Consider the following 12,480-nt stretch of genomic DNA (forward strand, 5'->3'; position numbering starts at 1 on the left):
TAAGAGAGCTTATATCGCAATTACAGTTAAGTTAAGTGCAATCTAGCCAGATAATCGCTGCCAAGTAAGTTCTTTTGTAGCCTCATCCCAATGCCAGCGCAATAAATTGGCGGGTTGATTTGCGGTAATTCCTGGTAAAGCGATCGCCCTTGCCGTTGGCTTTGCTATCGCTTCTCTAGGTGCGTTGGTAGCTAGCGCGATGGCATTTTCCACATCACAAATTCCCCACTTCACCAAATTCTGCACTCCCACTAATAAAGGCAAAGTAGTTCCTGATAAAGTACCATCTGGCAATCGTGCCTTACCATTTTTTACTTCAATTTGCCGACTATCCCAAGGATACACCCCATCAGGTAATCCCAGAGGTGCGAGAGCATCACTGACAAGAAAAAGTCCTTGAGAAAAAGGAGAATAGCTAGCACGAAGTAAGATTTGTAGCATCGTAGGCGAAACGTGCTCACCATCAGCAATCAAACCACACATTACATTAGGATGGATAATTGCTGCTCCCAGTAATCCCGGTTCGCGATGATGTAATGATGGCATAGCGTTGAAAGCGTGAGTTACCATCGTCGCACCCAATTCAAACGCACGTTGCGCTTCGGCGGCTGTTGCTTGAGAATGTCCTAAACTAACGGTGATTCCTAAAGAACGCAAATAGGGAATGACTTCACCAGTTGGATCTAACTCCGGTGCGAGAGTAATGACTTTTACAACATGAGCATAATTGCCTAAAACCCGCTTGACTTCCGCAATTGTTAGGGGTAACAGGTATTCTGCTGGGTGTGCGCCGCGCTTTTGGAAATTCAAAAATGGGCCTTCTAGATGTACTCCCAGAATTTTGGCCCCTGCTTGTTGATTGGGGAGAATATCAGCAATGACAGCAAGCGATCGCTGAATATTTTCTACTGAAGTTGTCACTAACGTCGGTAAAAATCCATCTACTCCAACATCCCACAAAAATTGAGAGATTTTCTGGAGCATATAAGCATTTTCTGGATGTAAATCGGGAAATGCCAATCCTAATGCGCCATTAATCTGCAAATCGACGCCGCCTAAAGAAATCCAGTCACCAGCAACGTCCACCACTTGCAGATCGTCTGCTGGAGGACGTTTGAGAACTGTACCCATTGGTAAAATTTGCTCAATTATGCCCTCTTGACCAATTAAGAGCATCTGCAAATCTTTGTAACCGGGTACTCTAGCATTGATAATGTCTATGTTTTTCGCGTTGGGATTTAGTGTTGCTTTGGTCATCACATTAGCTAGAGAATAAGTAAATCTGACCCGATTTTAGATGCAACAATCGGCGATTAATCCAAAATCTAAAATTCTATGACTCCTCTTATCGGTATTATCATGGGCAGCGATTCCGATTTGCCCACTATGAAAGATGCGATCGCCATCTGTGAAGAGTTTGGTATCGAGAACGAAGTAGCGATCGTTTCTGCTCATCGTACCCCAGAACGCATGGTGCAATATGCCCAACAAGCTCACAAACGCGGCATTAAGGTAATTATCGCTGGTGCGGGTGGTGCTGCTCATCTCCCCGGAATGGTAGCATCTTTAACCCCACTTCCTGTAATTGGTGTTCCCATACCCACCCGTCACTTGCAAGGTGTTGATTCTTTGTACTCGATTGTACAAATGCCTGCGGGTATCCCGGTGGCAACAGTGGCAATAGGTAGTGCCAAAAATGCTGGTCTTTTAGCAATACAAATTCTCGCTACCCAACAGCCAGAATTACTAGAAAGAGTTCAACAATATCGCCAAGACTTATTTGAATCAGTAATTGCAAAGCAAACAAAACTAGAACAACTGGGCTATAAGGAATATTTACAACAAATGCTTTAAGTAAGGGTGAGTTCGATAAACCTCTTGCTGCCTTGAATTTTAGCCTCTTTAAAAGTATAAGTAAAAAGCTATGTTGTTTATAGATTTTTTGTTATCTATTAGACCTCTTGCATAAGTCAATATTTGTTAAATCGAACCATAAATGAACACAGCGGAAAGTTTGCGCGTCCTGGTTTACTGGCGCAAAACTATTAATTACGTCTACCTACTTAATAGCCTCCCAAATACTTACCTTTTAGAGGATGTTTTAAAAGGGTCTTTTGTTGTCATGCTGTAGCTTGCTTCCCGCAAGGTACACAGCGAAGCATCTGGTGTATGTACCCAAAACCTTAGATTCTTCCTTGCGCTTCTCTACGATAGGCTCCGCCCTAAGCATAGCTATGCCGCAGGCTTTACGTTCCACACCCTGCGGGAAGCCGCAGAAGCGTCTACGGAATGACAGTTTTATACCTTGTTGGACTTTTAAAACATCCTTCTTACTCATACTTACTATTTAATATTTTTCCCGAATTTACACATTCAATGCCAATATTCTTTTGCTTGAATTGGAAAGCCAGGAATCTATATAAATAGAACTTTATGATATCTATAGATTATTTTTTATTCATTAATAACTTACTAACTACTCATGGAAATAGATAAACTTTTACTTATACCTGCCATCTAATATTTATTTAACAATTAACGTTTCTAAATGAACCATTTTATCTTAAAAGCCTGTACACTAATTTGAACAAGCTTAGCAACAACTTATATTCATAACGAAACTGAGTAAGTCAATTCATCCAAGATTTGACCAAATTAGTCAAAACCAGCTTTTTTATTACAAAAGGCTGAAATCGGCAAAATGGCTAGAGCTTTAAATCCTCATTAATAACGCAGTAGACATGAGTTTTCTTTTGTCTCAATTTTCATGTTTAAAAAATAAACTTCGCCTTTAAGGAGACATTATGACAGAATTTTTTAATCAACTTTCTCGCCGTAAATTTATTTTTACAGCCGGAGTATCTATGAGTGCTGTATTCCTTAAAGGTTGTTTAGGAAATCCTCCTGAAAACCTGACTGGTGGTAGCACACAAGCACAGTCGGCGGCTGTGCCTGTTGCTCAACTTAGCCCTGAACAAACGCCAGAAACTACTACAGTCAAGTTGGGATATATTCCCATTGTGGAAGCGGCTCCTCTAATTATTGCTAAAGAAAAAGGCTTTTTTGCTAAGTATGGCATGACCAAAGTTGACCTTTCTAAACAGGCTTCTTGGGGTTCAGCACGGGACAATGTAGAAATTGGTTCGGCTGGTGGTGGCATTGATGGTGGTCAATGGCAAATGCCAATGCCACATTTAATTACAGAAGGTTTAATTACCAAGGGCAATCAAAAAATTCCCATGTATGTTTTGTGTCAATTAATTACACATGGAAATGGAATTGCGATCGCCAGCAAGCACCAAGGCAAAGGTATTAGTTTACAGCTCGCTAGCGCTAAGTCCTTATTTACACAACTCAAATCCTCCACCCCTTTCACCGCCGCCTTCACCTTCCCCCACGTCAACCAAGATCTTTGGATTCGCTATTGGTTAGCGGCTGGCGATATAGATCCAGATGCAGATGTCAAGCTACTTACAGTACCGGCGGCTCAAACTGTTGCCAACATGAAAACCGGAACAATGGATGCTTTCAGTACTGGCGACCCCTGGCCTTATCGCCTTGTTCAAGACAAAATTGGTTACGTCGCAGCATTAACCGCAGAGATTTGGAAGAATCACCCCGAAGAATACTTTGCGATGAAAGCCGATTGGGTTGACAAAAATCCCAAAGCAACAAAAGCGTTACTCAAAGGCATTATGGAGGCGCAGCAGTGGTTAGATAATTTCGATAACCGCAAAGAAGCAGCTCAAATTCTGGCTGGGCGAAATTATTTCAATCTTTCTTCACCTGAGATTTTGGCAGATCCATTCCAAGGCAAGTATGACATGGGTGATGGTCGCAAAATTGATGATAAATCAATGGCAGCTTACTACTGGAAAGATGAAAAGGGTAGTGTTTCTTATCCCTATAAGAGCCATGATTTGTGGTTCATAGTTGAAAACGTTCGCTGGGGATTTTTACCAAAAGATTATCTTGCCAATAATGCAGCTAAGGCTAAAGAACTGATCAACAAAGTCAACCGCGAAGATATTTGGAAAGAAGCTGCTAAAGAAGCAGGATTTGCCGCTGCTGATATTCCTACAAATACATCCCGTGGTGTAGAAGAGTTTTTTGATGGCACCAAGTTTGACCCAGAGAAGCCAGAAGAATACTTGAAGAGTTTGAAAATCAAGAAAGTCAGTGTTTAGTCATGATTAAAGTTCGTAGTTGATGCTTTAGCGCTACAGCGCTAACTACAAACAAAGAAATAACAAATAAAATTTGAGGAGAACATAGCAAGATGACACTCGCCCAAAAACGCCCTGCAAGCCCTAAATTTAGTAACGGCTTTATATCCGGTCTGCAAAAGCAATTTCCTAATATCATACCGCCGACGATCGCGATCGCAATTTTTCTAATTATCTGGCAACTATTCGCTTTAACTCCTGGAGCTACATTACCAGGCCCAATACAGGTTGTTCGAGAAACTTGGGTACTCATTTTCTGGCCATTTTATGACAGAGGTGGCATCGATAAGGGTCTATTTTGGCAGATTCTCGCTAGCCTCAAACGGGTTGCAATTAGTTATACCCTAGCGGCGATCGTTGGTATTGGCTTGGGAATTTTGATTGGTGTCAACCAAACAATGTCCAAGGCTTTAGATCCAATTTTTCAATTACTACGAACTGTACCACCTCTGGCTTGGGTTCCGATTTCTTTGGCAGCTTTGCGACAAAATGAACCAGCCGCCCTGTTCGTGATTTTTATTACAGCGATTTGGCCGATTTTAATTAACACTGCTGTCGGCGTCACCCAAATTCCTCAAGATTACAACAACGTCGCCAAAGTTCTGCAACTTAGCCGCAAAGAATATTTCACGAATATTCTGATTCCAGCAGCGTTACCCTACATTTTTACTGGGTTGAGAATTGCGATCGGTTTGGCTTGGTTGGCAATTATCGCCGCAGAAATTGTCATGTCCGGTATTGTCGGAATTGGCTTTTTTATCTGGGATGCCTATCAAAACAACAACGTCAGTGAAGTGATTTTGGCTCTAATTTATATCGGTGTTGTTGGTCTGGTGCTAGATAAAATGATGGGTTGGCTGCAAAACAAGATTTTGCCAGCAGAACAAAAATAGTTATTCAACTTTGTGTCTTGGTGTCTCTGTGGTTTAGAAGAGAATTTTTAACCACAAAGGCACTAAGACACAAAGAAAAATGCATCATCTCAATTTACATTTTCTAAACTGCCATGTCTATATTCGTTGCTGTTGACCAGATTGAAAAAGTTTTTGAATTAACCGGTGGTGGTAAATACATCGCCCTTAAAGGAATTGACCTCCAAATAAGAAAAGGAGAATTTGTTTCTTTGATTGGTCACTCCGGTTGTGGCAAATCCACTCTCTTAAATATGATTGCGGGTTTGGATTTGCCAACTGAAGGTCTTGTGACTCTGGAAGGACAAAAGATCAGCAAACCAGGACCAGACAGGATGGTGGTGTTCCAAAATTATTCGCTATTACCTTGGCGGACGGTGAGAGAAAATATTGCTCTGGCTGTGGACTCGGTAATGAAAGGTTTACCCGCAGGCGATCGCAAAGCCATTATCGAGAAACATATCGATATGGTGGGTTTGCGTCCCCATGCTGACAAACAGCCGGGAATGTTGTCTGGTGGACAAAAACAACGCGTTGCGATCGCCCGCGCCTTAGCGATTCGTCCTAAGTTGCTATTGCTAGATGAACCATTTGGTGCTTTGGATGCACTCACACGCGGCAATTTGCAAGAACAACTCATGCAAATTTGCGAAGAAAATCAAGTTACCGCTGTGATGGTGACTCATGATGTAGATGAAGCGGTGCTGTTATCTGACAGAATTGTCATGCTGACCAATGGCCCCGAATCTAAAATTGGCGACATTCTCGAAGTAGATATTCCCAGACCCCGTAAGCGGATGGAAGTAGTAGAACATCCCAGCTACTACAGCTTGCGGAGTGAGATGATTTACTTCCTCAATCAGCAGAAACGCATCAAGAAAATTCGGGCAAGAAAAACCGCAGACATCGCCCGTCATGGGTTGGAAAAAGTTAACCTGGAAATTGGTTTTTTACCCCTTACCGCTTGCGCCCCCTTGGCGGTTGCTAAAGAAAAAGGTTTCTTTACCAAGCATGGTTTAGATGAAGTTAACCTTGTACGGGAAAGTAGCTGGCGGGGTATAGAAGATGGCATCACTGGTGGTTATTTAGATGCTGCTCAAATGCCTTCCGGGATGCCGATGTGGTTAAGTTTGGGAGGACATAATAATCAACGCTTACCAGTTGTCACCGCCCTCACCATGACTCGCAACGGTAACGCCATCACCTTGGCAAAACACTTTTACGACCAAGGTGTACACACTTTATCAGACTTCAAAAGATACCTGCTTCACACCCGTGAGCAACGGCATACAATGGGGGTAGTCCATGCCGCATCTATGCATAACTTGCTGCTGCGTTACTGGCTAGCTGCTGGTGGGATTGACCCCGATAGCGATGTGGACATGAAGACCATTCCCCCAGCTCAGATGGTAGCTGACCTAAAAACCGGAAGCATTGATGGTTACTGCGTCGGTGAACCTTGGAACTACCGCGCTGCTGTGGAAAATGTCGGTTTTACCATCGCTACCGACTTAGAAGTTTGGTTGGGACACCCCGGTAAAGTTCTAGGAGTGCGGGAAGATTGGGCAGAAAATTATCCAAATACGCATATTGCCTTGACTAAAGCTTTGTTAGAAGCTTGCCAGTATTGTGCAAATCCTGACAATGCCCAAGAGATTCGGCAAATTTTAGCAGGGCGAGAGTATGTCAGCACAGATTTAGAGTACATCCAACTCGAAGATCCAGATAGTCTCACCTGTGACTTAAACCATCCTTTACGGGATTACGCCCATCACCAGTTTTATTCTGAGTCTGCTATCAACCGCCCCAGCCGCACCGAACAAATTTGGATCATGAGTCAATTAGCGCGTTGGGGTGACACACCTTTCCCCAGAAATTGGGTAGAAATTGTTGAACGAGTGTGTCAAGTGCGTGTATTCAGCACTGCTGCACGAGAATTAGGTTTAGATATTAGCTACACTCGCCAACCCATCAAGTTATTCGATGGTACTCCTTTTAACGCCGATGACCCAATTTCCTATCTCAACAGTTTGCAGATTAAACGCGATTTTTCAATAGCAGAAGTTGTTCTTGATGCACCCAGAAGAAAAGTCGCATAACGAAAGAGGAGTGGAGGAAGAAGCCAATACAGTCCAGTTAAGGCTAAAACTTGAAACTCGCGTAGGTTGGTTGAGGAACGTAGCTTGCTTCCCGCAGGGTAACCCAATGTTCTCAAGCCTTTGTTGAGTAGAGCGACAGCAAAACCCAACCTACTATTCTCGCTCACGAGTCTTTGATATTTTCGCGCGAGTCTTTGATATTCTCGCGCGAGTCTTTGATATTCGCTCGCGAGTCTTTGATATTCGCTCGCGAGTCTTTGATATTCGCTCACAAACCTTGGAACTTTAACATTAAGCTTTTGAATTCCTAAATCGCTATGCAAAACAACAATTTTAGAACAACTAACATCGCTACAGAACAAATGGGAAGACAATTTGCAACTTCAACCAGCAGCCGCCAACCTTTCCTAGAAATTAAAGACGTTACCAAAGTCTATCCGACAAAGAAAGGCCCTTTCACTGTACTTGATGGTGTTAACCTCAACGTTGAAAAGGGCGAGTTTATTTGTGTCATCGGTCACTCTGGTTGTGGCAAATCGACGCTGCTAAATATGGTATCCGGTTTTAACTTTCCCACATCAGGTCAAGTATTACTGGAAGGAGAGCCAATTACTAAGCCAGGGCCAGACAGGATGGTAGTCTTCCAAAACTATGCTCTGCTACCTTGGCGGACTGCTTTTGAAAATATTTACCTAGCTGTTAACGCTGTTTATCCCAAAAAGCCGGAAGCTGAGAAAAGGGCGATCGTCCGGGATCATTTAGCAATGGTGGGACTAGGTGACGCGATGGAAAAGAAACCAATGCAAATGTCCGGCGGTATGAGACAACGGGTTTCTATCGCTCGTGCTTTGGCGATTCGTCCCAAAGTCTTAATTTTAGACGAACCTTTTGGAGCGCTGGATGCGATTACTAAAGAAGAGTTACAGGAAGAATTGCTAAAAATTTGGGGTGATAACCGCTGTACAGTGTTGATGATTACCCACGATATCGATGAGGCGCTATTTTTAGCAGATAAATTGGTGATGATGACCAATGGCCCTCACGCCAAGATTGGTGAAGTCATGGAAATTCCTTTTTCACGTCCCCGCGATCGCGCCCGCATCATGGAAGATCCACAATATTATCAACTGCGTAACTATGCCTTAGATTTCCTCTTTAACCGCTTTGCTCATGATGATGTTGGGTAGCTACTTTTGTAAGATTCCCAACTTGTTAAAGGATATAGCTGGCTATTAGGGGGTTTTACCCCCTATTTTTCATTTATATCGTCAAAGAAGTTGGGGATCTTTGAATGCAAGTTCTATGCATTAATAATAATTAGCTGCAATAAAGAATAATGTTGGTTCTAGGGGAGGAAGGTTATGAAGCGTCGCGAGTTTGTCTATTTAGTGGGACTAGCAACTGTTAGTGGTGGATTAGCGCTCGCTTGTAATGCTAATCAAACTTCCACAAATACTGCCGAATCGCCTTCATCACAGACTACACCCGTTGGTACGACTGCTAGTAATGAAATAGAAAAAGAGCTAGTCGTTTACTCAGGACGCAACGAAAAACTAGTCGGGGAGCTAATTAAGCAGTTTGAGCAACAAACTGGCGCTAAGATACAAGTCCGCTATGGCGATACCGCTGAGTTAGCATCAGCAATTTTAGAAGAGGGAGCAAACAGTCCCGCAGATGTCTTCTTTGCCCAAGATGCAGGCGCACTCGGAGCTATTCAAAAAGCGGGTAGAGCAGTACAATTACCAACACCTCTTCTCAATCAGGTAGATACTACTTACCGTTCACCAAATGGAAACTGGGTAGGCATTACTGGCAGAGTGCGTACAGTAGACTACAACACTAAATTAGTAAAGCCAGGGGAATTGCCAGCATCTATCTTTGGCTTTACTGAACCCAAATGGAAAGGAAGAATCGGCTGGGCGCCAACAAATGGTTCGTTTCAATCCTTTGTCACAGCCTTGCGAGTTGCAGAAGGAGATGACAGAGCTAAGCAGTGGTTACAAGGTATTAAAGCTAACAATGCTAAGGTTTATTCTAATAACACATCAATAGTAGAAGCTCTATCTCGTGGCGAAATTGCTGTAGGATTTGTTAATCACTACTATCTAGAACAATTCAAACAAAAAAATCCCCAAGTTCCAGTGGCACATCATTTTACAGATGATCTTGGTTCGTTGGTAAATGTAGCAGGTGTAGCGATTTTAAACAGTGCCAAACATCCTAATCTTGCTCAAAAGTTTGTGGAATTCATGCTCAATGAAAATGCTCAAAACTATTTTGCAAGTAAAACTTATGAATATCCTCTAACTTCAAAAGTTGCCCCTAAAGGTCAATTAAAATCTCTCCAACAAATTCAAAAACAAGGTCAAAAAATTGACTTGAGTAACCTTAGCGATTTAGACGCAACACTTAAACTTTTGCAGCAAACACAAGTCATATAAGCTACGGCTCGCCTGAAATATTGTCTAGCAGGAAAAGGAAAAATATAAATTTTTTGAGAAATTTTCTTGCTTGATAATACAAGTTAATGGTAAGAGTTGAAAATATCACAATTGTTGCAAAAACTTCCTGGTAATAACTAAGGTGGGGGACTGGAGATTGAAAACTTTACCGTTGATGAAAGTTTCAGCTGGAGCTTTAGCTTTCATGCTCAGCTGGGGAGTGGGGCTGACTGTAGACGCACAAACAAAAACACTCGTCATTTATTCAGGCAGAGAGCAAAAGCTAGTTGGGCCATTAATCGAGAAAGCTAAAAAAGACTTGAATCTAGATATTCAAGTGCGTTACGGCGATACTGCCGAATTAGCGATCGCACTATTGGAAGAAGGTAAAAACAGTCGTGCAGATTTATTTTTTGCTCAAGACGCTGGTGCTTTAGGCACTTTAGAAAAACAACAGCGGACACTGCCAATTTCATCTAATTTGCTGAACAAAGTTGATACTCGCTTTCGTTCTGCCAAAGGACATTGGCTAGGAATTTCTGGGCGTGCCCGTGTAATTGACTACAATACCAAGCTAGTTAAGCAAAATGAACTGCCGACATCAATTTGGCAGTTAACAGAACCAAAATGGCGGGGTAAGGTTGGCTGGGCCCCTACCAACGGCTCATTTCAGTCATTTATCACCGCCATGCGCGTATTAGAAGGAGACGAGAAAACTCTCCAATGGCTGAAAGCAATGAAAGCTAATGGTGTTAAAGATTACGCTAAAAATTCACCAATCGTGGAAGCTTTAGGACGCGGAGAAATTCATCTCGGTTTAGTGAATAACTACTATTTGTATCGCTTTAAAAAAGATGATCCTAACTTTCCTGTTACCCACCACTACACAAGCAAAGATGCAGGCTCAATGATTAACGTAGCAGGAGTAGCAATTACAAATTCTACTGATCAAAAAACTGATGCAGAAAAATTGATTAACTACTTACTTTCACAAAATTCACAAAATTACTTTGCCCAAGAAACTAATGAATATCCTCTAGTAACAGGAGTACAAGCGCCATCAAAACAAGTACCAATCAGTAAGCTAAATCCTCCCAATGTTAACCTGACAGACTTAGATGATTTGCCAGCAACCTTGAATCTACTACAGCAGGCAGGAGTTTTGTAGCAGTTGAAATCGGTTCGCCCTCCATTATTTCTCACATTAGCGGCAGCAGTAGTAGCAGTTGCCATTACTCTGCCATTACTATACTTAGTCATCCGCACAATGGGTATTGGCGGGGAAGAGTTTTGGGAATTGATTTCTCGTCCCCGCAACATCATGATTTTTTTCAATAGTGCGATGATGGCGACAACAGTGACGTTATTTTCAGCACTAATTGCCTTACCGTTGGCATTTTTAACCGTGCGGACAGACTTACCAGGACGACGCTTTTGGTTAGTGGCGACAACATTGCCCTTAGCAGTTCCTAGCTATGTAGGCAGTTTTGCTCTGATTGCGACTTTAGCACCACGGGGTAGCTTTTTGCAGTTGTTGCTTCAACCGTTGGGGGTAGAAGAACTACCTTCCATTTATGGTTTTCCTGGGACAGTTTTGGCAATCACTTTGTTTACCTATCCTTATATGCTGTTGAGTGTACGCTCTGGCTTGCAAGGTATAGACCCATCCTTAGAAGAAGCTGCTCTCAGTTTGGGTTACAGCAGTAGAGAAACCTTTTTTCGGGTGGTTTTGCCACAGTTGCAACCATCGATGATTGCAGGTGGATTATTGGTAGCTTTGTACGCTTTGCGCGACTTTGGTACACCCTCGTTGATGCGGTTTGATGCTTTTACAAGGGCAATTTTTTTGCAATACAAAGCTAGTTTTAACCGTAACTCGGCCGCAGCTTTATCTTTAATGTTGGTGACATTGGTGCTGCTCATTTTATGGCTAGAGTATCGAATGCGATCGCGTGCTGCTTATTATAGTCGTGGTTCTGCCTCCCTACGTCCGCCGAAAATCGTGAAGTTGGGAATTTGGAAATGGCCAGCTCTGGGATTTTGTCTAAGCATCACTAGCTTGGGTGTAGTGTTACCAGTGGGCATTACCTTATTTTGGCTGATTCGCGGACTCAATAGTGGCTACAACTTTCCTAATTTGCTACCCACTATCCTCAACTCAGTTGGGGCAGCTGGACTAGCGGCTTTAGCTATCACTATTTTTGCCCTACCAGTCGCAATTTTATCAGTACGTTTTCCAAGTAAAATTACTGCGATTATTGAACGCTGCTCTTATATCGGTTTTGGTGTACCAGGAATTGTTGTTGCCTTATCCTTAGTATTTTTTGGGGCAAATTATCTGCTAGCACTGTACCAAACTCTACCAATGCTGATATTTGCATATTTAGTTTTATTTTTACCGCAATCCGTGGGAACAGTGCGTAGTTGTCTTTTACAAGTAAATCCCCAACTAGAAGAATCCGCACGCAGCTTAGGTAGGAATGCTTGGCAAACTTTAAGAGAAATTACCTTACCTCTAGTACAACCTGGTGTATTGAGTGGTGCGGTGCTGGTGTTTCTAACAGCAATTAAAGAACTACCTGCAACTATGCTGTTAGCGCCCATAGGCTTTAGCACCTTAGCAGTGCAAATTTGGCAAGCCACAGAAAATGTTGATTTTGCTGATGCTGCGGCTGCTTCACTAGCTATGTTATTGGTTTCTATGGGTTCAACTTTATTGGTGCTATCCCAAGAGAACGTCAAAAAAGAGAAAGTAATAAGTAAAGCGCAAGCAAAAACAAAGTTTTAAGCCGCCCCCTTTTAT

Annotated in this window: 9 protein-coding genes; 8 read left to right on the top strand and 1 reads right to left on the bottom strand. The window is 42.5% G+C overall.

The features are described 5' to 3' along the window. Positions 1-42: 42 nt before the first annotated feature. Positions 43-1,257, bottom strand: a complete 1,215-nt coding sequence (gene nagA / locus HCR01_RS22955; RefSeq protein ID WP_193198420.1) for an N-acetylglucosamine-6-phosphate deacetylase — start codon at positions 1,255-1,257, stop codon at positions 43-45. Between the two features lie 78 nt (positions 1,258-1,335). Between nagA and purE the strand changes: the two genes are divergently transcribed. From purE to HCR01_RS22995, 8 genes are all read left to right on the top strand, one after another. Continuing rightward, positions 1,336-1,854 (top strand): 5-(carboxyamino)imidazole ribonucleotide mutase, encoded by a 519-nt coding sequence (gene purE, locus HCR01_RS22960; protein ID WP_193198421.1) that lies wholly within the window; start codon positions 1,336-1,338, stop codon positions 1,852-1,854. A gap of 950 nt (positions 1,855-2,804) precedes the next feature. Beyond that, a complete protein-coding gene (locus HCR01_RS22965; RefSeq protein WP_193198422.1) occupies positions 2,805-4,187 on the top strand; it encodes a CmpA/NrtA family ABC transporter substrate-binding protein in 1,383 nt (460 codons plus the stop codon). Positions 4,188-4,279: 92 nt separating this feature from the next. Beyond that, positions 4,280-5,119: a nitrate ABC transporter permease gene (gene ntrB / locus HCR01_RS22970; protein WP_193198423.1), complete on the top strand. Its 840-nt coding sequence runs from the start codon at positions 4,280-4,282 to the stop codon at positions 5,117-5,119. Positions 5,120-5,232: 113 nt separating this feature from the next. After that, on the top strand, positions 5,233-7,236 hold the full coding sequence (locus HCR01_RS22975; RefSeq protein ID WP_193198424.1) for a nitrate ABC transporter ATP-binding protein: 2,004 nt from the start codon (positions 5,233-5,235) through the stop codon (positions 7,234-7,236). Positions 7,237-7,553: 317 nt separating this feature from the next. Next, complete coding sequence (locus tag HCR01_RS22980) at positions 7,554-8,423, top strand: nitrate ABC transporter ATP-binding protein (RefSeq protein ID WP_193198425.1); 870 nt, start codon at positions 7,554-7,556, stop codon at positions 8,421-8,423. A gap of 174 nt (positions 8,424-8,597) precedes the next feature. Next, complete coding sequence (locus tag HCR01_RS22985) at positions 8,598-9,677, top strand: iron ABC transporter substrate-binding protein (RefSeq protein ID WP_193198426.1); 1,080 nt, start codon at positions 8,598-8,600, stop codon at positions 9,675-9,677. A gap of 175 nt (positions 9,678-9,852) precedes the next feature. Continuing rightward, complete coding sequence (locus HCR01_RS22990; RefSeq protein ID WP_193198427.1) at positions 9,853-10,845, top strand: iron ABC transporter substrate-binding protein; 993 nt, start codon at positions 9,853-9,855, stop codon at positions 10,843-10,845. Between the two features lie 3 nt (positions 10,846-10,848). After that, positions 10,849-12,465, top strand: coding sequence for an ABC transporter permease (locus tag HCR01_RS22995; RefSeq protein WP_193198428.1), 1,617 nt, complete (start codon positions 10,849-10,851; stop codon positions 12,463-12,465). The last annotated feature ends 15 nt before the right edge of the window (positions 12,466-12,480 follow it).

Origin of the sequence: Nostoc sp. MG11 (assembly GCF_014904695.1) — a bacterium.
Taxonomy (GTDB): Bacteria; Cyanobacteriota; Cyanobacteriia; order Cyanobacteriales; family Nostocaceae; genus Komarekiella.

Bases quoted from the DNA above. Each gene is read 5' to 3' on its own strand.
- nagA (WP_193198420.1), bottom strand. From the start codon at position 1,257: ATGACCAAAGCAACACTAAATCCCAACGCGAAAAACATAGACATTATC.
- purE (WP_193198421.1), top strand. From the start codon at position 1,336: ATGACTCCTCTTATCGGTATTATCATGGGCAGCGATTCCGATTTGCCC.
- HCR01_RS22965 (WP_193198422.1), top strand. From the start codon at position 2,805: ATGACAGAATTTTTTAATCAACTTTCTCGCCGTAAATTTATTTTTACA.
- ntrB (WP_193198423.1), top strand. From the start codon at position 4,280: ATGACACTCGCCCAAAAACGCCCTGCAAGCCCTAAATTTAGTAACGGC.
- HCR01_RS22975 (WP_193198424.1), top strand. From the start codon at position 5,233: ATGTCTATATTCGTTGCTGTTGACCAGATTGAAAAAGTTTTTGAATTA.
- HCR01_RS22980 (WP_193198425.1), top strand. From the start codon at position 7,554: ATGCAAAACAACAATTTTAGAACAACTAACATCGCTACAGAACAAATG.
- HCR01_RS22985 (WP_193198426.1), top strand. From the start codon at position 8,598: ATGAAGCGTCGCGAGTTTGTCTATTTAGTGGGACTAGCAACTGTTAGT.
- HCR01_RS22990 (WP_193198427.1), top strand. From the start codon at position 9,853: ATGAAAGTTTCAGCTGGAGCTTTAGCTTTCATGCTCAGCTGGGGAGTG.